The organism is Rhizobium rhizogenes NBRC 13257, from assembly GCF_000696095.1.
In the GTDB taxonomy this organism is placed as follows: domain Bacteria; phylum Pseudomonadota; class Alphaproteobacteria; order Rhizobiales; family Rhizobiaceae; genus Rhizobium; species Rhizobium rhizogenes.
On sequence record NZ_BAYX01000004.1, the window covers coordinates 248,415 to 271,403 of the forward strand.

General features: G+C 59.3%; 20 protein-coding genes, 1 tRNA gene and 1 pseudogene. 16 read left to right on the top strand and 6 right to left on the bottom strand.

Going from position 1 to position 22,989, the window contains the following annotated elements:
• Positions 1-10 precede the first annotated feature (10 nt).
• Positions 11-1,192, top strand: coding sequence for a patatin-like phospholipase family protein (locus tag RRH01S_RS10615; protein ID WP_037219000.1), 1,182 nt, complete (start codon positions 11-13; stop codon positions 1,190-1,192).
• Positions 1,193-1,358: 166 nt separating this feature from the next.
• Here RRH01S_RS10615 and RRH01S_RS35225 read toward each other — a convergent pair.
• Positions 1,359-1,894, bottom strand: a pseudogene (locus RRH01S_RS35225) (nucleotide kinase domain-containing protein); the annotation flags it as partial.
• 139 nt (positions 1,895-2,033) lie between these two features.
• Positions 2,034-3,059 carry a LacI family DNA-binding transcriptional regulator gene (locus RRH01S_RS10625; protein WP_037218998.1) on the bottom strand — a complete coding sequence of 342 codons (1,026 nt, stop codon included), beginning with the start codon at positions 3,057-3,059 and terminating at the stop codon, positions 2,034-2,036.
• 148 nt (positions 3,060-3,207) lie between these two features.
• Between RRH01S_RS10625 and RRH01S_RS10630 the strand changes: the two genes are divergently transcribed.
• From RRH01S_RS10630 to RRH01S_RS34780, 6 genes are all read left to right on the top strand, one after another.
• Positions 3,208-5,544 (top strand): family 78 glycoside hydrolase catalytic domain, encoded by a 2,337-nt coding sequence (locus RRH01S_RS10630; protein WP_037218997.1) that lies wholly within the window; start codon positions 3,208-3,210, stop codon positions 5,542-5,544.
• Between the two features lie 68 nt (positions 5,545-5,612).
• Complete coding sequence (locus tag RRH01S_RS10635; RefSeq protein ID WP_037219415.1) at positions 5,613-6,887, top strand: ABC transporter substrate-binding protein; 1,275 nt, start codon at positions 5,613-5,615, stop codon at positions 6,885-6,887.
• Positions 6,888-6,946: 59 nt separating this feature from the next.
• Positions 6,947-7,810: a carbohydrate ABC transporter permease gene (locus RRH01S_RS10640; RefSeq protein ID WP_034521750.1), complete on the top strand. Its 864-nt coding sequence runs from the start codon at positions 6,947-6,949 to the stop codon at positions 7,808-7,810.
• Positions 7,780-8,631 carry a carbohydrate ABC transporter permease gene (locus RRH01S_RS10645; protein WP_153510534.1) on the top strand — a complete coding sequence of 284 codons (852 nt, stop codon included), beginning with the start codon at positions 7,780-7,782 and terminating at the stop codon, positions 8,629-8,631. The genes RRH01S_RS10640 and RRH01S_RS10645 overlap by 31 nt, the downstream gene beginning before the upstream one ends.
• A 4-nt stretch (positions 8,632-8,635) precedes the next feature.
• Entirely contained in the window at positions 8,636-9,616 is a 981-nt protein-coding gene (locus RRH01S_RS10650; RefSeq protein WP_037218992.1) for an ABC transporter ATP-binding protein, read from the top strand.
• A 241-nt stretch (positions 9,617-9,857) separates the two neighbouring features.
• Entirely contained in the window at positions 9,858-10,202 is a 345-nt protein-coding gene (locus RRH01S_RS34780; RefSeq protein WP_042471575.1) for a hypothetical protein, read from the top strand.
• Positions 10,203-10,821: 619 nt separating this feature from the next.
• On the opposite strand, the gene RRH01S_RS10660 is transcribed toward RRH01S_RS34780, so the two are convergent.
• Positions 10,822-10,896, bottom strand: a tRNA-Gly gene (locus RRH01S_RS10660).
• 245 nt (positions 10,897-11,141) lie between these two features.
• On the opposite strand from RRH01S_RS10660, the gene RRH01S_RS10665 reads away from it, so the two are divergent.
• The 4 genes from RRH01S_RS10665 to RRH01S_RS10680 all read left to right on the top strand — a co-directional run bounded on the left by RRH01S_RS10665 (position 11,142) and on the right by RRH01S_RS10680 (position 13,863).
• Entirely contained in the window at positions 11,142-11,651 is a 510-nt protein-coding gene (locus RRH01S_RS10665) for a prolyl-tRNA synthetase associated domain-containing protein (RefSeq protein WP_034522122.1), read from the top strand.
• Positions 11,652-11,808: 157 nt separating this feature from the next.
• A complete protein-coding gene (trxA, locus tag RRH01S_RS10670; protein ID WP_034521745.1) occupies positions 11,809-12,786 on the top strand; it encodes a thioredoxin in 978 nt (325 codons plus the stop codon).
• A 220-nt stretch (positions 12,787-13,006) separates the two neighbouring features.
• Complete coding sequence (locus RRH01S_RS10675; RefSeq protein WP_042471578.1) at positions 13,007-13,666, top strand: LON peptidase substrate-binding domain-containing protein; 660 nt, start codon at positions 13,007-13,009, stop codon at positions 13,664-13,666.
• A gap of 8 nt (positions 13,667-13,674) precedes the next feature.
• Positions 13,675-13,863: a Trm112 family protein gene (locus tag RRH01S_RS10680; protein WP_007694528.1), complete on the top strand. Its 189-nt coding sequence runs from the start codon at positions 13,675-13,677 to the stop codon at positions 13,861-13,863.
• An 84-nt stretch (positions 13,864-13,947) separates the two neighbouring features.
• Here the strand turns inward: RRH01S_RS10680 and RRH01S_RS10685 are convergent, their stop codons facing one another.
• Entirely contained in the window at positions 13,948-14,694 is a 747-nt protein-coding gene (locus tag RRH01S_RS10685) for an SDR family NAD(P)-dependent oxidoreductase (RefSeq protein WP_034521743.1), read from the bottom strand.
• A gap of 40 nt (positions 14,695-14,734) precedes the next feature.
• Positions 14,735-15,127: a DoxX family protein gene (locus tag RRH01S_RS10690; protein ID WP_034521742.1), complete on the bottom strand. Its 393-nt coding sequence runs from the start codon at positions 15,125-15,127 to the stop codon at positions 14,735-14,737.
• A 154-nt stretch (positions 15,128-15,281) separates the two neighbouring features.
• Here RRH01S_RS10690 and RRH01S_RS10695 point away from each other — a divergent pair, with 154 nt between their 5' ends.
• A complete protein-coding gene (locus RRH01S_RS10695; RefSeq protein WP_034521741.1) occupies positions 15,282-15,656 on the top strand; it encodes a winged helix-turn-helix transcriptional regulator in 375 nt (124 codons plus the stop codon).
• 162 nt (positions 15,657-15,818) lie between these two features.
• On the opposite strand, the gene RRH01S_RS10700 is transcribed toward RRH01S_RS10695, so the two are convergent.
• Positions 15,819-17,033, bottom strand: coding sequence for a ubiquinone biosynthesis hydroxylase (locus RRH01S_RS10700; protein ID WP_034521740.1), 1,215 nt, complete (start codon positions 17,031-17,033; stop codon positions 15,819-15,821).
• 83 nt (positions 17,034-17,116) lie between these two features.
• Between RRH01S_RS10700 and tesB the strand changes: the two genes are divergently transcribed.
• The 4 genes from tesB (at position 17,117) to RRH01S_RS10720 (ending at position 22,911) form a co-directional block, all read left to right on the top strand.
• On the top strand, positions 17,117-18,001 hold the full coding sequence (gene tesB / locus RRH01S_RS10705) for an acyl-CoA thioesterase II (RefSeq protein WP_034521739.1): 885 nt from the start codon (positions 17,117-17,119) through the stop codon (positions 17,999-18,001).
• A 214-nt stretch (positions 18,002-18,215) separates the two neighbouring features.
• Positions 18,216-18,566, top strand: a complete 351-nt coding sequence (locus RRH01S_RS10710; protein ID WP_012652738.1) for a P-II family nitrogen regulator — start codon at positions 18,216-18,218, stop codon at positions 18,564-18,566.
• Positions 18,567-18,594: 28 nt separating this feature from the next.
• On the top strand, positions 18,595-19,956 hold the full coding sequence (locus tag RRH01S_RS10715) for an ammonium transporter (protein WP_034521738.1): 1,362 nt from the start codon (positions 18,595-18,597) through the stop codon (positions 19,954-19,956).
• Positions 19,957-20,241: 285 nt separating this feature from the next.
• Entirely contained in the window at positions 20,242-22,911 is a 2,670-nt protein-coding gene (locus tag RRH01S_RS10720; protein ID WP_042471583.1) for an FtsK/SpoIIIE family DNA translocase, read from the top strand.
• Positions 22,912-22,989: the final 78 nt, after the last annotated feature.

Sequence of the window (22,989 nt, forward strand, 5' to 3'; positions counted from 1 at the left end):
GAAGAGGCTAATGTCTCACCTCCGATCAATCTGGCTCTTTAAGAGGAGCTTGACGCGAGCGCTTATCGTCTTGCTCCCTTTCGCATTTATCTTGTCCGGATGCATGCAAACGCTGGACAGGGCTGCCGATGCGCGCGAGGCGGACCAAGCCGCGATCACCGGCTATGGCGAGATCCGGACCTATCTTGATGCTCGGTTCGACGAAGCGCCACGCGATGTCTCGAACTGGGCGCCGGCGACCAAACGGAATAGACTCGACGGACTGATGATCTCGGGCGGCGGCGCAGGCGGTGCCTTTAGCGTCGGCGTGCTTTCGGCCTGGAGCGCAGCCAAGACCCGCCCACGGTTCGATGTTGTGACCGGCGTCAGCACTGGCGCGTTGATCGCACCCTACGCGTTTCTCGGATCGGCCTATGACGATACCCTTATCGATCTCTACACCAGCGGCATCGCCCAGGAACTGGTGCGAACCAAAGGTGTCGTCGGTCTATTCGGATCGAGCCTGTTAAGGGCCGGGCCACTGAGACAAATGATCGAGCGCTTCATCACGCCCGCGATCCTGCAGCAGGTTGCCGCCGAACACCGCAAAGGCCGCCGTCTCTTTATCCTGACGACCAATCTCGACACCCAGCGTGCCGTCGTGTGGAACATGGGCGCCATCGCCAATAGCGGCCGACCGGACGCCCTCAAACTATTCCAGGACGTTCTCACGGCATCGGCAAGCATCCCGGGTGTTTATCCGGCAGTGATGATCAAGGCGGAGTCGGGAGGACGTCAATTCGAGGAAATGCATTCGGATGGCGGCTCCTCGTCACAGGTCCTCATGATTCCGCAAGCTTTCCTGACGAGCACCCACCCTCTTCTGCCCACCAAGGGGCAGGCCGTCAATTTCTACGTGATCGTCAACAACGCCCTGATGCCGGAATTTGCCACCACGCCGGACAAGACGTTGCCCGTGATCGTTAGGGCATACTCCATCTTCGTCAAATCGCAGACGCAAAGCGCTCTGACGGCCCTCTACAACTATTCCAAATTGACCAGGGCACGTTTCCACCTCGCGTCGATCGACGCTCAAGTCCCTTATTCGATGTTCGATCCGTTCAACACCAACTATATGCGGGCCGTCTACAATCTCGGCTATGCGGAATTCGTCGCGGGAACCCTCTGGAAAGACAAACCGGTTTTTCGCTGATGAAGATGCGAGAAGATGAGCAATCGTCCGTGGCTCTCGATCGCTTCTGCAATTCTAGGTCGCAAGTGAAATCCTTAGCTGAAAGCGACACGGGGGTGGCTTTCCACTCTACAGTCGCGACAAGGAGAGGGCTCGCCCGTTGGCAGGGGGCAGGGGGCAGGGCTGGTCATGCTGCAGCATGCGCATATTTGGATATCTCGCAAAACAGATTTTGGCAGTCTATTGGTTGCAAACGTCGGTTTCCCAACCCTTTGAAGTCGAGCTTCAGACGTTTGAATGCCGCTACCTGCCTGTCGGTTACCTCATAAATTATGTCTTCAGCGGATGGTCTGCCTGTATCGACGAAGTATTTCGCTATACCACCGTCAAGTGCACCTGGGCCAGCTATGACAAAGTCCGACTCGTCGAAGTCGAGCATGGATGAGTCGTTCAAATCAATCGCATATTGAAATGCGAGGAAGCGGCCAAGTCCGGGATAAAGAACGAGCAGATCGAAGACGTGACGGAGCGCTGCAGCCTGTCGTCCATCATCATTTTGATCAATGCAAGGTGATTTGCGTGTTTCCTGACGAAACCCAACTTTGGTGCTGGCATGATGTAAGCCGCTGAATAGACCATGTGACCCGCAGCCATCATCCGACCCAAAGCGTCAGAGACGTTTGAAAGAGAAGTGTGCGCCCACGACAAAAGTCCAGTGACGCGTTCAAGGTATTCTCACGTCTCAATCTTATTGATTTGTTGAAAATTTTGAAGACAAGGGTACGAAAGAACATCTCTTCGATGCTTTGCGGCCTTGTATCGTCATACTGAACATGCCGGATAACCCCAGACGGGAAGCCATTCAGATACTTCCCCGTATCGCCACGTCGGGTTCGATAAGGATGTGCTGGGCCTCCTGGCGGCCGTCAATCCGGCTGAGCAGCATTTGCCCTGCTATTCCGCCAAGCCGGGAAGGATTTTGGTCGATGCTGGTCAGTCCGACCAGTGGAATGGCCGCCGGTGGGGAGTTGTCATATCCGATGATGGCGAGATCCTCTGGCACGCGGATACCGCTCATGCGCGCAGCGTTCAGCAGCGGCACCGCGTCCAGGTCTGACCAGACGAAAACGGCGCGGGGCCGATCCTTCGCACGCAGGAAGTCCGCGATGCCTTCACTCCTGTCGGCACCCGGCGCCGGTAGTCGTATGATCCGGGCTTTGGCCCCCAATCCCGCCTGTTCCATTCGTTCGCGATAGCCAATTTCTCGCTGGGCGGCGACCTCCGATGGGCGTGGGTCCGATAACGTATAGCTCAGCATGGCAATATCCTCATACCCGCGGCTAAGAAGGGTCTCGACAGCGAGCGCCGCCCCCTTGTGGTCATCGGAATTGGCCGTGTCGTAGGTCAAAGCTTGCGACTCGTGATGGGCGATCGCTACGATCGGGATCTGCTGGGAATAGCGTTCGACCATCTTGCGGGAGATGCGCGGGGCAATGATCAGCACGCCGTCCATGCGGTTGTCGATCATGGATTCGATCATCGAGGCTTCGATCGGGCTCTTGGAGCGACCGATCCCCACCAGCGCCTTGTAGTTGCTCTGTGAAAAAGTGGCGTTAGCCGCCTCGATCACGCCGGCAAGGAACGGGTTCGATAATTCGACCACCAGGACGCCGATTGTATTCGTGCGACCTCGCATGGCGCGAGCCGCCACGGATGGGCGGTAGTTCAGCTTCTCGATCGAGGTTTCCACCTTCTGTCGCAGAGGGCCGCTGACGCCATAGGCATTGCGAAGAACTTTGGATACGGCCGCCACCGACACCCCGGCATCTTCAGCGACATGGCGGATCGTAATCCGCTCTTTGGGTGTACTAACGATTTGATATTTCATCTAAAAATTCACGCTCATCAATTTTTTCAAATTATACGCATGAAACTCTTGCGTGGCAAACGGTAATGTAGAATGATATACATAGAACGATACACACAAATTCGTTTTTCGGCCGCTGGAGGATAAGGTGGCCAGGGGAGGTTGCATTATGAGCGTTGTCCAGCGCCACGGCGTCGCCGCGGCCGAAGGCCTTATCGATCCCGCTTTCGCGTTCTCAGCATCCATGATTGCCCCTGTCTGTGATGCGGGACAGGGAACGGCCGGAACTTTCGTTTCGCGCCGCTTTTCGCTGGAGCAGGTGCCTTCTGGAGCGACCTTGCGCATCTCGGCGCTCGGCCTTTATCGCGCCTTCATCAACGGTCGCCGCGTTGGCGAGGATCTGCTGACGCCGGGCTGGACCTGTTACGACGACCGCATCGCTTATCAGATCTATGAGGTCACGGATCTGCTGCAGCCGGGAGAAAACCGCATCGAGATCTGGCTTGGCGATGGTTGGTACAGGAGCCAGCTCATGTGGGCAGCCAGTCCGATCTATGATTGTTGGGGCGACCGGGTCGGCGCGATCGCCGAGTTGAGTGCGGGCGGATCGATCCTTGTGAAGACCGATGAAAACTGGAAGAGCGGCTACACGCCTGTCGTCCGCAACGGTATCTATTTCGGTGAGGACTATGACGCCCGTATCGAGGTGGAAGACGGCGACGGCGTCGAAGTTCTGGCCTTTGACAAGGCACTTCTCGTGCCCCACGAGACCGGGGCGGTCAAGGAACTCGATGCTCTCCCACCCATTGAAAGCTGGGCTGAGAGCGATGGAGGGTTCGTCTATGATTTCGGGCAGAACGCGGGCGCCTATATCCGTATCTGCGTCAAGGGCGAAGCGGGGGCCCGCGTTCGCGTCGAGCATTCCGAAGTGCTCGGTCCCGGCCGCCTCTTCGACAATCGCAACTACCGAAGCGCCCGCGCCGAGCTCGTGTATACGCTGAAGGGTGAGGGCGAGGAAGTCTATGCGCCGCTCTTCACCTTCATGGGTTTCCGCTATGCGCGGGTGACCGTGACGGGAAAGGCGGAGCTCATTTCCATCACCATGATCCCGGTGACATCCGTGCCGGTCAGGGCCGCAGGCTTCACCTGCGGCGTCGATGCGGTGAACCGGCTGGTCGAGAACACCATCTGGTCGCAGCGCTCCAATTTCATCGAGGTGCCGACGGATTGCCCGCAGCGTGATGAGCGATTGGGCTGGACCGGCGACGCGCAGGTGTTTGCCGGTGCTGCCTGCTGGTTGGCCGACAGCCGGACTTTTCTCACCAAATACCTACGCGACGTGATGCATGACCAGCGCGCGAATGGCGCGGTTCCGCATTTCTCGCCCGATCCCACGCGTCTGCATCCGATCGACAGCCGCGGCGACTGGGCAGGTTCCACCGGCTGGGGCGACGCCATCGTCATCATACCCTGGCAGCTCTACCTGCATTATGGCGATGTCTCGGTCCTGCAGGAATGCTTCCCGGCCATGTTGCGCTGGCTTGACTACCTCTGGGGTATTTCCGACGGGCCGATCATTCGCCCGCCGGCGGTATGGGGCGAACGAGGCTTCACCTTCGGCGACTGGCTGCAGCCGGTCGGCGACAATCGCAAGCCCCGCCCGACCGTGGCCGACGATTGCGCTGCCACGCTCTATCATTTCATCTCGACGCAGCTGACAGCAAAGATAGCTCGCATTCTCGGCAAGAATGACGAGGCCGCGCGCCTCGATACCCGCACCGAAGATATCAGGACGGCCTTCAGCCATGAATTCTTCGCCCCGTCTGGCCGCATAGCCCATAACGACCAGACATCATGGTCCCTGGCGTTCCTCTATGGCCTGGTTCCGCAGGAGTACGAGGCTGCAGCGCGCGGCTATTTCCGGCGGGTTGTGGAGGAGACCGATGGCGTCATCGGGACCGGCTTCATCGGAACACCCGCTCTGCTGCCAGCTATGACGCGCCTTGGGATGCTGGATCTCGCCGAGAAGACGTTCCTCAACCGCAAGGTTCCCGGCTGGCTCTATCAGGTGGAGCGCGGGGCGACCTCGATCTGGGAACGCTGGGACGCGCTGGCGGAGGACGGCACGATCTACGATCCCGATATGAACAGCTACAACCACTATGCCTACGGCGCCGTGTGCCAATGGCTGTTCGAGGATGTTGCCGGCATCAGGCCGCTCGAAGACAAGCCTGGCTTCGAGGAGATCGCTTTCGACCCGGCAATCCTGCCCGGCCTGTCGCCGGTATCGGCCTGGCACGATACCCGTTTCGGACGCATACAGGCAGGCTGGAGCATAGACGAGAGGGGGGAAGTGACATGCCGGCTGACGCTGCCGGAGGGGGTGACGGCGCGGCTGGAGGGGAGCGCGGGTCGTAAATCTCTGGCGGCAGACGGGATTGCAGTCGCTTCCGGTCAAAAGATCGTGCTCGGAAAGGGAGAGCATACGATCACTTTCGTCATGTGATGAAGGCGCCTGCGGACCGCAGGCGTAAGCAGCCCAATCATTCCGGTCTTTCAGAGGAGGAGACGACCATGAGAATGACGACGTGCAGCATTTTGGCCGGAGCCATCAGCGTGCTTGCAGCCAGTGTCGCCCATGCCGATGTGAAGCTCAGCATCGTGATCGACACCAACCCGGAAACCAGCGCCTCGTTCGACGCGCTTTCCAAGGCCTATACGGCAAAGCATCCCGATGTGAGCTTCGATGTGGAGCAGCGGGTCGGCGGTTCCGAAGGCGACAATATCATCAAGACACGGCTGGCGACCGGTGAGATGGCCGACATCTTCCAGTACAATACCGGTTCGTTGTTTCAGGCGCTGAAGCCCGAGCAGACACTCACGGATCTTTCCGATCTGCCTTCGCAGGCCGGCATTCTGGACAGCTTCAAGAAGGTCGTCACCAGCGCCGATGGACATGTGCGCGGAATACCATTCGGCCCGGCCATGGGCGGCGGAATTTTCTACAACCGAAAGATCTACGCAGATCTAGGCCTCACGCCGCCCAAAACCTGGGCGGAGTTCATGGCGAACAATGCGAAGGTCAAGGCCGCCGGCAAGGTGGCTGTTGTACAGACCTACGGCGATACCTGGACCTCGCAGCTCTTCATTCTTGCCGACTATTACAATCTGCAGGCCGACACGCCGAACTTTGCGGCCGACTACACGGCGAACAAGGCGAAATATGCGACGACACCGGCGGCCGTGCGTGGCTTCGAGCATCTCGAAGAGGTGGCGAAAGCCGGTCTCTTCAACGCCGATTTCGGTGCTGCTACGTTGGATGACGGCATGCGCATGGTCGCAACTGGCGAGGCGGCCCATTACCCGATGCTGACCTTCGGTATCGGCAATGTGCAGCAGAACCTGCCCGACCATCTACGGGATATCGGCTTCTTCGCGGAACCCGGCACGGATGCCCAGAAAAACGGGCTGACGATATGGATGCCGGCAGCTCTCTATATTCCCGCCAAGGCCGAGCATCTTGAAGAGGCCAAGAAGTTCCTCGATTGGGTCGGCAGCAAGGAAGCCTGCGATATCATGGCGAAAGCCGTTCCATCCGGTCCCTATCTGGTCAAGGGCTGCGAATTGCCGAAAGATATCCCGCCTGTTGTCGCCGATATGCTGCCCTATTTCGAGACCGACGGCCGCACCGCGCCGGCGTTGGAGTTCCTGTCGCCGGTGAAAGGGCCGTCGCTCGAGCAAATCACCGTGGAAGTCGGCTCAGGCATTCGTTCGGCCAAGGACGCGGCTGCCCTTTACGACCGGGATGTCGAAAAGCAGGCCAAGCAGCTCGGTCTGCCCAATTGGTAACCTCCCAGCCCATCCCCCGCCCGGTCGTCGTCCGGGCGGGGAGTGCTCAAGGAGCCTCCATGACCACGCGAAAATCACCCTATCCCTATTGGTTTGTACTGCCAGCGGCCGTGATCTTCATCGTGCTGTTCATGGTGCCGACGTTCGCGTCCCTCTGGTTCAGTTTAACCCGATGGGACCTTTTCAATGCAGAGTTCATTGGCGTGGAGAACTATCGCCAGTTCTTCGGCGAGCCGTTCCTGATCCAGGGCCTCGTCAATACCATCATCTATGCGGTCCTGACCTCCGGTACGAAGACCGTGCTTGGCCTACTTCTTGCCGTGCTGTTGACCTCGGGCATATGGGCACAGGGCTTTCTGCGAACCGTCGTTTTCTTTCCGGTGCTGGTGTCGACCATCGGCGTCGGCATCACGTTCTCCGTGCTCATGCATCCTACGCGCGGACTCATCAACGTCGCCTTGGCAGGCCTTGGCATTCATGGCCCCGGCTGGTTAACGGATCCGGCGCTAGCGCTCTATTCCATCGTCCTCGTCGATCTGTGGAAAGGCATCGGGCTTGCCACCGTCATCTATATCGCCGGGCTTGCCTCCATCAGCCCCGATTATTACGAAGCCGCCCGCATCGACGGCGCTACCCGTCGGCAGATGTTCTTCCGGGTCACGGTTCCGCTGGTAAAGCCGGCCACGATCACAGTCGTGACGTTGTCGCTGATCGGCGGGCTGCGCAGCTTCGATCTGATCTGGGCGATGACGCGTGGCGGCCCCGGCTTTTCCTCTGACGTGCTCGCGAGTGTCATCTACAAGCAATACCAGGCGGGATTCTACGGGCTTTCCACCGCTGGCAATGTCATCCTCTTCATCCTTATAGGGCTGATCGTGTTGCCGCTTACCGCATGGTTCAATCGCAAGGAGGTGGATCTGTGACGCGTCGACAGCTCTATACCGGCGTGACCGCACTTGCAGCCTCTGCGGTGATCTTCATTCTGCCCTTTCTGTTCATCTTCATCACGGCCGCCAAGACCAAGCAGGATGCCGCAAGGCTTACCTTCACCCTGCCGGCGGAGTGGCGGCTTTGGGGCAATCTCATGGAAGTGGTCGAGGCCCGCAACTACATGCTGTTGCTCGCCTATTTCAATTCCACCGTCATCACGGTCGCTTCCGTCGCTCTGCTCGTCCTCTTCGGCGCAATGGTCGGTTATGTGCTCCAACGCCGCTCTTCGGTTTGGAACAAGCTGATTTACGCTTGCGTTCTCGCCGGCCTGATGATTCCGCCGGCGGTGGTCCCGACCATCTGGGTGCTGCAATCGCTGGGACTGTTCAAGACCATCTCCGGTATGATCCTCATCCAGATCGCTTACGGCCTTGCCTTTTCCATCCTGCTGTTCAAGAGTTTCATCGCCACTATCCCGAGGGATCTAGATGAAGCGGCGATCATCGACGGCGCCAAACCGCTACAGATCTTTTTCCGGGTCATCCTGCCGCTGCTGAAACCGGTGACGGTGACGGTCATCGTGGTCCAGTCCATCGCCATCTTCAACGATTTCACCAATCCGCTTTACTATCTTCCCGGCCGGGAAAACGTCACCGTGCAGCTGACGCTCTACAATTTCCAGAGCCAGTTCCAGACGCAGTTCAATCTCTTGTTCATGAACATCCTTTTGGTGACCATTCCGCCACTCATCGTTTTCATATTCTTCAATCGTCAGATCGTGGCGGGCATGACGGCCGGCGCCGTGAAAGGATAAGCGCATGTCTAGCGTCGTTCTCAGCAATATCGGCAAGAGTTTTGGTAGCCTGGAGGTGATGAAGGGCGTGGATCTTACGGTGGAGGCGGGCGAATTCTGCGTGTTCGTTGGCCCCTCGGGCTGCGGAAAATCGACGCTCCTGCGGATGATTTCGGGGCTTGAGACATCGAGCGCCGGTCAGATCTTCATCGATGGAAAGGACGTCACCGGAGTAGAGCCATCCGCGCGCGGTATCGCAATGGTGTTCCAGTCCTATGCGCTTTATCCGCACCTGACGGTACGCGAGAATATCGGCTTTGGTCTCTCGCTTGCCAGGCGCCCGAAAACTGAAATCGAGGAAAAGGTGAAGCAGACGGCCGATATTCTACAACTCTCGCATCTGCTCGACCGCAAGCCCAAGGCACTCTCCGGCGGTCAAAGGCAGCGCGTCGCCATCGGCAGGGCAATCATCCGTAATCCGAAAGTGTTTCTGTTCGACGAGCCGCTTTCCAATCTCGACGCTTCCTTGCGTTCGCAGATGCGCTTCGAGCTCACGGAATTGCATGCCAAGCTCGGCGCGACGATGATCTATGTGACCCATGACCAGGTCGAGGCCATGACCATGGCGGACAAGATCGTTGTGCTAAACGGCGGGAGGATCGAGCAGATCGGTGCGCCGATGACGCTTTACAACCATCCGGCAACGCCATTCGTCGCCGGCTTTATAGGCTCACCCAAGATGAACATCTTCGAAGGAGAGGTCGCCGAGCGCGAGGGTTGTCGAATTTATGGTGTCCGCCCGGAGCACGTTGCGCTATCCACCACGCAGGGTAAGTGGCAAGGTGTAGTCAGACACATTGAGCGGCTCGGTGCCGACACGGTACTTCACCTTGACGTGCCAGATCTGCCGTCGCTGGTGGTGCGCGCAGATGGCGATAGCCCCGTCTCTATCGGAGAAACGCTGTTTGCGTCGCCCGTTGCGGGGAAAGAGCACAGCTTCGTGTGATTGATCGCGGGGCCATGTGGCGCTATTTCCGCTCAGCAATACGGCTACATATCAAGAGATAAAGTCGATAGAGTTTTACGGATTTTTCTGCCTGATTGAAATTACTAGCAGAGATCTCTGGTGCGGCAGCTCAGCCAAACGACGTGCTACCGGTTAATATACCTTCAAGACCTTCAGCGCATCACGGTGACCCAAACCTGCGCCCTGACCGGTGAGGCAGAGGTGTAGCGGGCAAGTTGGAATGTTCGCCATCGCCACAACCGAGCTTATGGCACCCAGGCTAAAAACAAGTCTGACAGAAGACGCGCTCTATGCCAATCGCAACAACACCAGCGCTGTCAATATTGCAAAGCTGCCTATGATCCTACTCCGATTCAATGCTTCTTTGAGAATCGTAACGGCGATCACAAGATCAAAAAGAATATTCGATTCTCTCAGCGCCGATACGAGCGCCACCGATGCAACCGTTACAGCCCATACCGATATAATGTACGAAGCAATCACGAAGAGAGATCCGGCGGCTAATTGGGGGGCATTGTCTGCCGTAATCCGGCTCGGAAAACGCGTTCACGTTTCGCAAAGTTAAGAGCCCTCTGGTGTCCTCAAGGATTCCGAAGGGACCAGTGTGACCGGACTGGGCCAAGATTGCCGCTTCGAAACCGGCGCGGGCACTCAGGCCAACTCCCAGCGCCTTAGTTGATGACCCAAAGCACCTCTTCATCCCAAAACTGCTCGCAATGGCCAAAACCGTTGCATGAGCGCTGACGTCTGCGGTGTATCCGAGGACATCCGAACGGTGTTTACCGAGGGCTGAGCCTCCTAGCGATTTGCCGATCAGTCAAACCTTGGCAAGAAGCTGTAAGCAACGACTCTCTTTTGAATTCTATACGAAACTCACCCCTTTTGCCATTTCACGATCACCCGTAGTTGGTTCAAAATAGTGAAGCCCATCATGGGTGGCATGCCCCCGCGGAATGATCCGGGTTGAATGTTAGTGCATATGCTGGGCTTGAAGTGCTTGGGTTTGGTGGTCCAGCTTGGAGCGTTAGCCTCCGACGCTGGTGAAGTGCAGGGTGCGCGCCTAATGCAATTGTTCTGTTGCAGTAGCCCTCCGATCACTTGCCGGATCGGTGATATCTCGCTGGAAAATGTAGATGGCAGTTCTCTCAGCAAAATCACTAGATATTTGATTTTCTTGAGAGAACTGGAGCGGGCGAAGGGATTCGAACCCTCGACCCCAACCTTGGCAAGGTTGTGCTCTACCCCTGAGCTACACCCGCTCATATCCGTAACAGTCCGGGGTAGTGTGTTGGACCGTTCGGCGTCGTCTTGCGGCGACGGGCGCTATATGGCCCAATCGTTTTTCAAATGCAACAGGGAAATGACGAGGTCGCGAAGAAAAATTCGCGGTTTTTTCCAATGCCTACCGGAAAGCCCGGAAACGCCGGGCTTTGTCGTCTCAAAGATTGCAAAGGAATTGTGGGCGACGTATCAGGGGCGCGTCAAATTTTCTTTGCGAGACGCCATGACCGAGAATAGCCCGAAAACCCGCGACGATCTTTTCCGTTTTCTGGATGGGTTGGGCATTCCCCATAGCACCAAGGATCATGCGCCGGTGTTCACCGTTGCCGAATCGGTGTCGCTGCGCGACGAGATTCCCGGCGGGCATACGAAGAACTTGTTCGTGAAGGACAAGAAGGATAATTTCTTCCTGTTGACCGTGGAAGAAAACGCCAGCGTCGATCTGAAGACGGTGCACACGCTGATCGGCGCGGCCAGCAAGGTCTCTTTCGGCAAGCCGGAAAAGCTCATGGAATATCTGGGCGTCATTCCCGGTTCGGTGACGGCATTCGGCGCGATCAACGATAAGGGCGGCAATGTCACCTTCGTGCTCGACGCCGAATTGATGGAACACGACATCGTCAATTGCCATCCCTTGTCGAACGATGCGACGACGTCGATTGCCAGCGGCGATCTCTTGCGCTTCATGGAAGCGACGGGTCACACGCCGCTAGTCTTGAAAGTGACGGGCTAACGCACGATTTTAGCGCTACAATGCGATAGATATGACATATCTTCGATGTGTGCTGTCGTTATGGCTATTTCATCGAGCATGATCTTATGCAAAGCGACGCCCCGTTTTTGGGGCTCATGTTTTAAAAGTCCGGAATGCCGGTAGGCGGGAGACATCTATGAGCGGTTCCAACAATCCCTATAACGCTTCCTTCGGCGGCCAGATGTCGGCTTCTGCGTCCTTTGGCGCCGCGCCTGCGGCCTCGGGCGGCGCTTCGCCGATCAAGGACACCACGACGGCGAATTTCGCCAAGGACGTTATCGAGGAATCGCGCAACCAGCCGGTGCTGGTGGATTTCTGGGCGCCCTGGTGCGGTCCGTGCAAGCAGCTGACGCCGGTCCTAGAAAAGGTCATTAACGAGGCCAATGGTCGCGTCAAGCTGGTCAAGATGAACATCGACGATCATCCGTCCGTTGCCGGCCAGCTCGGCATCCAGTCGATCCCGGCGGTCATCGCCTTCGTCGACGGCCGTCCGGCCGACGGCTTCATGGGCGCCGTGCCTGAGAGCCAGGTGCGTGAGTTCATCGATCGCCTTGGCGGTCCGGCGGGTGGCGCGGGCGATCCGGCGGCGGAGATTGCCGCGGTTCTGGAGGAGGCAACCGGCCTTCTCGCCGGGGGCGATATCAATGGCGCCGCCGAACTGTTCGGCGCGGTGCTGCAGGCCGATCCGGAAAATGCCAAGGCGCTTGCCGGCATGGCCGAATGCATGATTGCCGCCGGCCAGAGCCAGCGCGCACGCGAGGCGCTGACGGACCTGCCGGAAACGCTTGCCAACGATGCCGGCATCCAGGCCGTAGTGAAAAAGCTCGATCAGATCGAGGAAGCCCGCAAGCTCGGCGATCCCGTAGCCCTCGAGCAGGAGCTGGCGGCCAATCCCGACAATCACGAGCAGCGCGTCAAGCTCGCCAAGATCCGTAATGTCGAGGGCAAGCGCGACGAAGCGGCCGAGCATCTTCTGACGGTTATGCGCCGCGACCGCGCTTTCGACGACGACGGCGCGCGCCGGCAGCTGCTGGAATTTTTCGAGGTCTGGGGTCCGAAGGACCCGGCGACGATCGCCGCGCGGCGCAAGCTGTCCTCGATCCTGTTTTCCTGAGGCGCGGTTTACGCGAGGGCACCCTCTCAGGTGCCTTCGCTGCCTCGATGGAACGGGAAAGCGAAACGCTTCGGCCTTTCGTCCGGAAAGGCTCTTGTGTTTTCGCCAGAGGGGGCCACATTGTTCTGTGGCGCGGCGTGGGATGGAGCAATCGCCGCCGGGTGTCGTTCCTGTGTATCTCAAGGGATGCGCGGCACAGTGATGTAGCGGGACGGAAATCATGCAAGTCGGTAATGCCAGATATCTGAAGCCGAGCGATCTGCCGGAATCGGTGGTCATCTTTCCTCTGTCCGGTGCCTTGCTTCTGCCCACCGGGCAATTGCCGCTCAATATTTTCGAGCCGCGCTATCTCGCGATGTTCGACGCCGCCATCGCCGGCAACCGGCTGGTCGGCATCGTGCAACCGGCGCTCGGCGAGCCGTCGGAAACTCCCAATCTTTCGCATGTCGGCTGCCTCGGGCGCATCACCTCCTTCGCCGAGACCGGCGATGGTCGCTACATCACGTCGCTCACCGGCATCTGCCGCTTCCGGCTGATGAACGAGGTCACCGGTCATCAGCCCTACCGCAGCTTCCGTATTGCCCCCTTCATGGCCGATCTCAAGTCGGCCGACGAGGAGCATAACGTCGATCGCGCCGCGCTGCTGTCGGCCTTCCACGCCTATCTCGACGCCAACAAGCTGGAGGCGGATTGGCAGAGCGTCGAGCGCGCCAGCAATATGACATTGGTGAATTCGCTGGCGATGATGGCGCCCTTTGAGCCCGCCGAGAAGCAGGCACTCCTGGAGGCGCCCGACCTGAAGACCAGGGCTGAAACCTTCATCGCCATCATCGAAATCGTGCTTGCCCGTTTTGGCGACACCGATTCCGTGCTGCAATAGGATCTGCGATGGACGTCACCGTCAGCAAGGTGGACACGAAACTGCTCGATCTGCTCGTCTGCCCGCTCACCAAGGGGTCGCTGAGCTATGACCGCGAGAAGAACGAGCTGGTCTCGGAAAAGGCCCGGCTGGCCTATCCGATCCGCGACGGCATTCCGATCATGCTGATCTCGGAAGCGCGGCGTATCGAGGATTAAGGTCCGCTCTCCATGGGAGTTAGCATGTGACCGGAATGGCTGAAGAGGCGCGGCCATACGCTACGCCTCGTCAATCACTGAGGGTTACCGAGCAGTGTCGATGATTGCGCCGCCATCGGGCGTAAGGCTGTATCCCGTGATAAACTGTGAGTCCTTGCTGGCGAGGAACAGGACGACCGGTGCGATGTCATCTTCCGGGGAGCCGAAACGGGCGAGCGCGTTGGTCGGCGGAGGAATATCCTTTGCCGCCGCTCCCCACGTATCCGCTATCGGAAGAATATTGTTCACCGTGATGTTGTCCGCGCCCCATTCGCGGGCGGCAGTACGGGTAAGAGCACGTACGGCCTCCTTTGCCATGTTGTACGGGCCGTAGCCAGCGAGCCCGATGGTGCCAGCCATAGAGCCGAAGTTGATGATCCGGCCCTCCCCACTTTCCTTGAGGTGAGGGTAGCAGGCCTGCATGAAGCGCAGATACGCGATCGGACCGGTATCGAAGTTCCGCTGTAGTTGCTCCACTGACAGGTCGATGACCGAAGATAAGACAGCAGAACCATCGAATGCATTGTTCACGAGAATATCGATGCGACCGTAGGCGGCCACGATCTTGTCGACCGCAGTCTCAATCTGATTGGCCTCGCCAACGTCGCAGATGACGCCGAGCGCTGTACCCCCCGCTTCAACGATATCCGCAACGACGCGTTCGACGCTTTCGGACGTTCGCGAAAGAACAGCGACCTTGGCACCTTCGGCTGCAAACAGCTTTGCGGTGGCGCGGCCTATGCCACGGCTTGCGCCCGTGACGATCGCGACTTTTCCATTGAGTCGACCCATATTCATCTCCATTTGGTTGAGGTTTGTGATTGTCGCTGTGTCAACGCATCGCGGCGTGGACGTAAGGGGACGGCGCATCTCGGGCATCATTCTGCGTAACGAACGAGATCGCCAGGAGCGCCAGGCCAATTGCCGCGGGCACAGCGCCGGCAGGCTTGCGAACACCGAGATGTGCCAGGCCGGATAGCAGCAGATGATAGAAGATGCCGGCATAAGCGAGATCGCTGAGCGGCACGCTGACGCGTGAAAGGATTGCGAGAGGGCCGAGGACCTTTACAACGATCATGAATGGCACAAGGTAAGCGGCGTTGTATCCAAGCTCCGCCAGAACCCGGCGAACCCAGCCTGTTTTGGTGGCGTACATAAAGGCTGAAGTCAGATAAAGCAGGGACAAAAGTGCCGTGCTGATCCAGTATGCGTAGTATCCAATCATGATCTCATCCTTGTCGCTGGGTGTGCAGCAACATTCTCATTTGTTGAGCATATCGTTGGTGTTGGAGGCGCTTTTACTGCGCTCCGCGGTGCATGAATGGAAAATGTCGTCTAAGATCGATATTCGCAAGTAGGATGAATTACTTGCTGTTAGTATGGAAAAGCAGACTATGGTCTATGAAGAAGTGAATATGCACGAGGAAATGCGGCGTGCCTTCGCACTGCTTTCCGGCAAGTGGAAGCTCGAAATCATGTGGCTGCTCAATCAGCGGATGTACAGGTTTGGAGAGCTGCGAAAGGCTATTCCCGGCATCACCCAACACATGCTGACGGCACAACTTCGCGAGCTCGAAGCCGACGGACTTGTGTCACGCACGGTCTTTGCGGAGGTTCCTCCGCGCGTCGAATATGAAATCACGCAAAAGGCGCGGGGACTCGGCCCCACCATGGAGGCTTTGACAGCCTGGTGGAGTGAATACGGAAAAAGCATTCCAGTGAAACCCGGCGCCCGTGGTCGGAAAGCCACATAAGGTTAAGCGATCGTCGAGATGATCGACAAAAACAACTCTTGCATCACCTGATAGCTAGGGCAGGGGTCTGCCTTGATGGCCGCTATGGGCCAAAGCTGATGTTTCAGCTATCGGCCCAGGGCCGACTGCTACCGAATCGCCCCCTCTTTCGGCTCCAACCGCTCAGATCGCCTCACCCGCCAGCAGTCGCGGATTGTCCTTGGCATCCGTGCCTGCAGCCTGACCGATGAAGAAGGATTTCAGCTTCGGCAGACGATCGACGAGGCCGAGGCCGAAGTCGCGGGCGACGCGTACGGGCGTGATGTCGTTGGAAAACAGCCGGTTCAGCACGTCGGTGGTCACGCCCATGCGGAAGGTGTCGAAACGCCGCCAGGTCTGGTAGCGCTCAAGAGTGTTGATCGAGCCGATGTCGAGGCCGAGCCGGTCGGCTTCGACCACGGTTTCGGCAAGAGCCGCCACATCCTTGAAGCCGAGATTGAGACCCTGGCCGGAGATCGGGTGGATGCCGTGGGCGGCGTCGCCGGCAAGCGCGAAGCGCGGCGCGACGAAGGCGCGGGCAAGGGTGAGGCCGAGCGGGAAGGCGCGGCGGTCGCCGACCGTGCGCAGTGCGCCGAGCTTGTGGCCGAAACGGCGCTCCAGCTCTTCCTCGAACAGCAGATCGTCAGAGGCAACCAGCCGGTCGGCATCGGCGGTGCGTTCAGTCCAGACCAGTGAGGAGCGGTTGTTCTTCAAAGGCAGGATGGCGAAGGGGCCGGAGGGCAGGAAATGTTCTTCTGCGCAGCCATTGTGCGGTCGCTCATGCTCGACGGTCACGACGATGCCGGACTGGCCGTAGTTCCAGTTCACCGTCTTGATGCCGGCCATGTCGCGCAGCTTGGAGCGCACGCCGTCGCAGGCGACCAGCAGTCGCGTTTCCAGCACGCTGCCATCCGAGAGCGTCAGCGTGACACCGGCGTCCTCCGTCTTGAAGTCCGTTGCGCTGACGCCGTGGCGGATCGTGATGCCGAGGCGCTCGCAGGCGCCGCGGAGCGCGCCGACCATGGCGACGTTCGGGATCATATGGGCAAAGGGCTGGCCTTCGGTCACTTCGCCGTCAAAAGTGAGGAAGACCGGGCGCACCGGATCGCTGGTGCGCGAATCAGTGACGATCATGCGGGTGATCGGCTGCGCCTCCGGTGCGATCTCGTCCCAGATGCCGAAGACCTCCAGCATCTTCGAGGCGGCGGCGATGATCGCCGAGGCGCGCATGTCCTTCTTCCAGGCGGTTTCCGGGGCTGCTTCGACGACCATGACGTCGAGATGGGGGGCTGCCTGCTTGACGGCGACCGCGGCGGCAATACCCACATAACCGCCACCCACTACCAGCATGTCCAACATAGCGCTTCCCTGTGTCCTACTGTCACTTCCTGTTCTATATAGAACATCCCGTTCGTGGTTCCTACCGTTGGAGTTCATTCAAAATGTCGCGTGACAACGAGAAACCGACCGCCATGCAAGTCACGCTCGCGACGCTGGATCTGGAAACGATCGAGATGAACCTGTTTCGCGGCAACAGCCCGCAGGTCGGCTGGCAGCGCGTCTTCGGTGGCCAGGTCATCGGTCAGGCGCTGATGGCGGCACAGCGGACGGTGGCGGAAGACCGGTTTGCCCATTCCCTGCACGCCTATTTCATGCTTCCCGGCGACCCGAGCGTCCCGATCGTCTATCAGGTCGACCGGCTACGCGACGGTTCGAGCTTCAACACCCGCCGGGTGCTGGCGATCCAGCACGGCAAGGCGATCTTCGCGCTGACGGCCTCCTTCCAGATCGACGAGCCCGGTTTCGAGCATCAGAGCGAAATGCCGAAGGTGCCGGCTCCTGAGGAGTTGATGGACGAGCAGCAGATCAAGGAGCGCTTTATCGCCAATGCGCCGGAGGCTGTGCGCCGTTATTGGGAGCGCAAGCGCGCCATTGAAATCCGGCCTGTCTCCATCGAGGATTACTTTTCCCGTTCGCGGCCCAGCCAGCGGCAAGATATCTGGGTGCGCCTGACGGGGCCGGTGCCGGATGATCGGCTCTACCAGAATGCGGTGCTCGCCTATCTCTCGGACATGACGCTGCTCGATGCGGCACTGCATGTGCATGGAACCTCGGTCTTCGATCCGCGCCTGCAGGTTGCGAGCCTCGACCATGCCATGTGGTTTCACCACCCATGCAAGCTCGACGACTGGTTGCTTTACAGCCAGGACAGCCCAAGCGCTTCAGGCGCGCGCGGTTTCACCCGCGGCAGTCTTTTTACGCGGGATGGTGTCCTGATTGCGTCGGTGGCGCAGGAGGGGCTGATTCGTAAAAAGGCAAATGATTAAATAAAGTGCAATTTTTTAAATTTGCACTTTATTTGTGCGGCAACTGCGCCGCGAATTGCCGCTTTATTGGGTTCTTAAAGTAATTCCCTTATATTTCAATTGGTTATAATTGTGTCACGAATCTGGCACGTCCTTTGAATGTGTATCTCCGGTCGCTGCTGAAACGCTCGTCAGCGGCAAGGAGAGTCGGCTCCACGCCGAGGGTAAACAAAGGATGGGAAACCAGATGAAAATTGTGATGGCCATTATCAAGCCGTTCAAGCTCGATGAGGTCCGTGAGGCCCTCACGGCTGTCGGCATCCAGGGCCTGACTGTGACCGAAGTAAAGGGTTACGGGCGCCAGAAAGGGCATACCGAAATCTATCGCGGCACGGAATATGCCGTCAGCTTCCTGCCGAAGCTGAAGATCGAAGTCGCGGTCGCAACCGAAATCGTCGACAAGGCGGTCGAGGCCATCGCATCCTCCGCCAAGACCGGCCAAATCGGCGACGGCAAGATTTTTGTCTTTTCGATTGACCATGCCGTTCGCATCCGTACGGGCGAAACCGATTCAGAAGCGCTGTAAGACACGGCCGATCAGGGAGTTATTTGCAATGACGTTTTCCAAGCTTTCCTCCACTCTGGCACGGGTGGGTACGCTTTCTGCGGCCATGCTCGCGCCGGCGATCGCCTTTGCGCAGGATGCTACAGCCACTGCTGCCGCCGCTGCCGCGCCGGTTCCGGACAAGGGCGACACCGCCTTCATGTTCATCTCCACCATTCTCGTCCTCTTCATGCTGGTGCCGGGTCTGGCCCTTTTCTATGGCGGCCTCGTGCGTGCCAAGAACATGCTGTCCGTGCTGATGCAGTGCACGATGATCGGTGCGGTCGTCATGCTTCTTTGGGTCTTCTACGGTTATTCCTTCGCCTTCGGCGGCGGCACGAGCCCGTATTGGGGCGGCACCGCGAAGATGTTCCTGTCCGGCGTTTCGACGTCGACGACGGCGGCTACCTTCTCGAAGGGCGTCGTCATTCCGGAATTCATCTTCATGCTGTTCCAGATGACCTTCGCAGCCATCACGCCTGCCCTGATCATCGGTGCCTTTGCTGAGCGCATCAAGTTCGGCGCTGCCGTTCTCTTCTGCGCGCTCTGGGCAACCTTCGTCTACTTCCCGATCGCTCACATGGTCTGGGATTCGAATGGCTTCCTCTTCAAGATGGGCGCGCTTGATTTCGCAGGCGGCACGGTCGTTCACATCAATGCCGGTATCGCCGGTATCGTGGGTGCCCTCATGGTCGGCAAGCGCGTCGGCTTCGGCAAGGACATGATGGCTCCGCACTCCATGACGCTGACCATGGTCGGTGCTTCCATGCTCTGGGTCGGTTGGTTCGGCTTCAATGCCGGTTCGAACCTCGAAGCTTCCGGCGGCGCGATGCTCGCTACCGTCAACACCTTCGTCGCGACGGCAGCGGCCATCATCTCCTGGTCGATTGTTGAAACCTTCACCCGCGGTAAGGCCTCCATGCTCGGCGGCGCTTCCGGCATGGTTGCCGGCCTCGTTGCCGTTACACCGGCTGCCGGCATCGTCGGCCCGATGGGCGCGATTGCCCTCGGTCTCATCGTTTCCCCGCTGTGCTACTTCTTCGTCTCCGTGGTGAAGAACAAGTTCGGCTACGACGATACGGCTGACGTCTTTGGCGTACACTGCGTCGGTGGTATCTTCGGTGCTCTCGCGACCGGCATTTTCGCCAGTGCATCGCTCGGCGGCGTCGGCTATGCCGAAGGCGTCACCATGGGCAGCCAGCTCACCGTTCAGGCCACTGCCGTCATCACCACGATCCTGTGGTGCGGTATCGGCTCGGCCATCCTCTACAAGGTCGTTGACGTTATCATCGGCCTGCGTGTCGCGCCGGAAGCCGAACGCGAAGGCCTCGACCTCGCGTCCCACGGCGAAGCTGCCTACCACAATTCCTAATCACAAGCTTGCGGCGCCGGGGCAACGTTTCCCCGGCGCCGCTGAACATCCCGTCGCGGCCTATTTCATCAAAAGTAAGCCGCTCTTGGCCCGGACCTTGGTTCGGGCCTTTTTTGTGCCGGTCAGCCTGTTGGCCAAACAGCCATAAATTCGTTGATAGGCCCGCCACCGCCTGCATGGTTAATATGCCATTAACCCTCCTCTGATTAGGTAGAGGTGACGTACTGGGTGAGTGGGCATGACGCCGATTCGCGCGTGCCTTCGACAACGAACGGGCTGGATATCATGGGCAGAAGCAATTCGGCAGCGCTGGGCGGTCCCCCCGACCGTTTCTCGCTTTCGGGAGTGGTTTGGCGGCAGGTGAGGGGCCTCATCGGCTTCGCGCTGCTGTTCCTGCTGGCGCTCGCGGTCGCTGCCCTGGCGACCTGGAACGTTATGGACCCCAGCTATTCCTACGCCACGAGCAATGCGCCGACGAACATACTGGGCTTTCCGGGCGCTGCCTTCGCTGACATCCTGATGCAGGCGCTCGGCCTTGCCTGCATCGTCGTGCTGCTGCCCATCGTCGCCTGGGCTTTCGCGCTGATTTCCAACCGCAAGATCCATCGCCTGCCGGCCCGTCTCGGTGCCTGGGTCGGCGGCTCCATCGTTGCTGCCGGTTCCATCGCCTGTTTCCCCGCTCCTCCAACCTGGCCGATCCCGAACGGTATCGGCGGCGTCATCGGCGATATCCTCCTGCGTTTTCCAGCGCTTTTCATCGGCACCTATCCGAGCGGCGTCTTTGCTACCGTCTTCGGTACCGTCCTTGCCATCCCCGCTGCCTGGCTCATGCTGTTTGCTGCCGGCCTGGTCGGACGCAGCCTGCCGGAAGACGAGGAGAATGAAGAGGACTACGAGGAAACGCAGAGCCGCGCCCGCAGCGTTGGCGATGACGACGAGGATGACGACCGAGGCGGTTTCATGGCCTTCGGCGCGCTCATGCATTCCTGGTACAATGCGCAGGCCCGTCTTCGGCGCCTGTTCGGCATGGGTCCGCGCAAGCGTCGCGATCATGCCTTCGATGCACCCTACGACTTCAACGATGACGAATTCGGCACGCTGAACGAGCCGGCGCGCGCCAAGGCGCCGGTTGTCCGGGGCGAGCGCGTCGAGCCGTCGCTGGATGGCCCGGCCCAGCGCCGCGTGGTGTCTCCTCCGTCGATCAGTATGGGCGACGACGAAGACGAGGATGATGATGATGCATCCTACGAACGCGAGCCGCGGCGTCCGGCCGGCATCCTGCCGGATGACGAGGAAGACGAATGGGCATTGCGCCCGGCTTCATCGAAAGCCTCCGGCGCTCCGGCCAGCCCGCGCGTCATTCCCGCTGCTCCGCGGCCGAAGCCCGGCGCGCGTGCCGAGCGCGAGGCGCAGACCTCCTTCATCCGCTCCTACGGCTTCCAGCTTCCGGCCGTGCACCTGCTTGCCGAGCCGAAGACCATCGTGCGGGATGCGACGCTGTCTTCCGACGCGCTGGAGCAGAATGCCCGCATGCTGGAAGGCGTGCTCGAGGACTTCGGCGTCAAGGGCGAGATCATCCATGTCCGCCCCGGCCCGGTGGTAACGCTCTACGAACTGGAGCCGGCACCTGGCATCAAATCCTCACGTGTCATCGGTCTTGCCGATGATATTGCCCGTTCGATGAGCGCGATTGCCGCCCGCGTCGCCGTCGTGCCCGGCCGCAATGCCATCGGCATCGAACTGCCGAATTCCACGCGCGAAACCGTCTATCTGCGCGAGCTCGTCGCCAGCCGCGATTTTGAAAGCTCTAAGGCCAAGCTTGCGATGGCGCTCGGCAAGACCATCGGCGGCGAGCCCGTCATCGCCGATCTCGCCAAGATGCCGCATCTGCTGGTCGCCGGCACCACCGGCTCGGGCAAGTCCGTTGCCATCAACACGATGATCCTGTCGCTGCTCTACCGGCTGACGCCGGAACAGTGCCGCCTGATCATGATCGACCCGAAGATGCTGGAACTTTCCGTCTATGACGGCATTCCGCATTTGCTCTCTCCCGTCGTCACCGATCCGAAGAAGGCCGTCGTCGCGCTGAAATGGACCGTCCGTGAGATGGAAGAGCGCTACAAGAAGATGTCGAAGATCGGCGTGCGCAACATCGACGGCTTCAATACCCGCGTCGAGCAAGCCGTTGCCAAGGGCGAAGCGATCAGCCGTACCGTGCAGACCGGTTTCGACCGGCAGACCGGCGAGGCGATCTACGAGACCGAGGAATTCGATCTGAAGCCCATGCCCTATATCGTCGTCATCATCGACGAAATGGCCGACCTGATGATGGTCGCCGGCAAGGATATCGAAGGCGCGGTGCAGCGCCTGGCGCAGATGGCCCGGGCCGCCGGCATCCATGTGATCATGGCAACCCAGCGTCCGTCCGTCGACGTCATCACCGGCACAATCAAGGCGAACTTCCCGACGCGTATTTCCTTCCAGGTGACGTCGAAGATCGACAGCCGCACGATCCTCGGCGAACAGGGCGCCGAACAGCTCCTCGGCATGGGCGACATGCTCTATATGGCAGGCGGCGGGCGTATTCAGCGCGTCCACGGCCCGTTCGTTGCCGATGGCGAGGTCGAGGACATCGTCTCCTATCTGAAGACGCAAGGCTCGCCGCAATATCTCGACGCGATCACCGCCGACGATGAGGATGATGAGGATGGTCACGGCCCGGCGGGCACGGCCAATCTTGCCGATTTGGACGACCCTTACGATCAGGCGGTGGCGATCGTTCTCAGCGACGGCAAGGCCTCGACCTCCTACATCCAGCGGCGTCTTGGCATTGGCTATAACCGTGCCGCCTCGCTGATCGAGCGCATGGAGGAAGAAGGCGTGATCGGCCCGGCCAACCATGCCGGCAAGCGCGAAATTCTCGTTCCTACCAAGGCGGATATTCTGGATCGCTGAGGCCACGGGCCCCTTTCGCGTCGTATATCCCGGCTATGTTCAGGGAAATTTGATCGCGGCCCACAACCGGACATGGGC

Excerpts from the sequence above, each read along its gene's own strand:
- RRH01S_RS10615 (WP_037219000.1), top strand. The coding sequence starts at position 11 with ATGTCTCACCTCCGATCAATCTGGCTCTTTAAGAGGAGCTTGACGCGA.
- RRH01S_RS10625 (WP_037218998.1), bottom strand. The coding sequence starts at position 3,059 with ATGAAATATCAAATCGTTAGTACACCCAAAGAGCGGATTACGATCCGC.
- RRH01S_RS10630 (WP_037218997.1), top strand. The coding sequence starts at position 3,208 with ATGAGCGTTGTCCAGCGCCACGGCGTCGCCGCGGCCGAAGGCCTTATC.
- RRH01S_RS10635 (WP_037219415.1), top strand. The coding sequence starts at position 5,613 with ATGAGAATGACGACGTGCAGCATTTTGGCCGGAGCCATCAGCGTGCTT.
- RRH01S_RS10640 (WP_034521750.1), top strand. The coding sequence starts at position 6,947 with ATGACCACGCGAAAATCACCCTATCCCTATTGGTTTGTACTGCCAGCG.
- RRH01S_RS10645 (WP_153510534.1), top strand. The coding sequence starts at position 7,780 with ATGGTTCAATCGCAAGGAGGTGGATCTGTGACGCGTCGACAGCTCTAT.
- RRH01S_RS10650 (WP_037218992.1), top strand. The coding sequence starts at position 8,636 with ATGTCTAGCGTCGTTCTCAGCAATATCGGCAAGAGTTTTGGTAGCCTG.
- RRH01S_RS34780 (WP_042471575.1), top strand. The coding sequence starts at position 9,858 with ATGTTCGCCATCGCCACAACCGAGCTTATGGCACCCAGGCTAAAAACA.
- RRH01S_RS10665 (WP_034522122.1), top strand. The coding sequence starts at position 11,142 with ATGACCGAGAATAGCCCGAAAACCCGCGACGATCTTTTCCGTTTTCTG.
- trxA (WP_034521745.1), top strand. The coding sequence starts at position 11,809 with ATGAGCGGTTCCAACAATCCCTATAACGCTTCCTTCGGCGGCCAGATG.
- RRH01S_RS10675 (WP_042471578.1), top strand. The coding sequence starts at position 13,007 with ATGCAAGTCGGTAATGCCAGATATCTGAAGCCGAGCGATCTGCCGGAA.
- RRH01S_RS10680 (WP_007694528.1), top strand. The coding sequence starts at position 13,675 with ATGGACGTCACCGTCAGCAAGGTGGACACGAAACTGCTCGATCTGCTC.
- RRH01S_RS10685 (WP_034521743.1), bottom strand. The coding sequence starts at position 14,694 with ATGGGTCGACTCAATGGAAAAGTCGCGATCGTCACGGGCGCAAGCCGT.
- RRH01S_RS10690 (WP_034521742.1), bottom strand. The coding sequence starts at position 15,127 with ATGATTGGATACTACGCATACTGGATCAGCACGGCACTTTTGTCCCTG.
- RRH01S_RS10695 (WP_034521741.1), top strand. The coding sequence starts at position 15,282 with ATGGAAAAGCAGACTATGGTCTATGAAGAAGTGAATATGCACGAGGAA.
- RRH01S_RS10700 (WP_034521740.1), bottom strand. The coding sequence starts at position 17,033 with ATGTTGGACATGCTGGTAGTGGGTGGCGGTTATGTGGGTATTGCCGCC.
- tesB (WP_034521739.1), top strand. The coding sequence starts at position 17,117 with ATGTCGCGTGACAACGAGAAACCGACCGCCATGCAAGTCACGCTCGCG.
- RRH01S_RS10710 (WP_012652738.1), top strand. The coding sequence starts at position 18,216 with ATGGGAAACCAGATGAAAATTGTGATGGCCATTATCAAGCCGTTCAAG.
- RRH01S_RS10715 (WP_034521738.1), top strand. The coding sequence starts at position 18,595 with ATGACGTTTTCCAAGCTTTCCTCCACTCTGGCACGGGTGGGTACGCTT.
- RRH01S_RS10720 (WP_042471583.1), top strand. The coding sequence starts at position 20,242 with ATGGGCAGAAGCAATTCGGCAGCGCTGGGCGGTCCCCCCGACCGTTTC.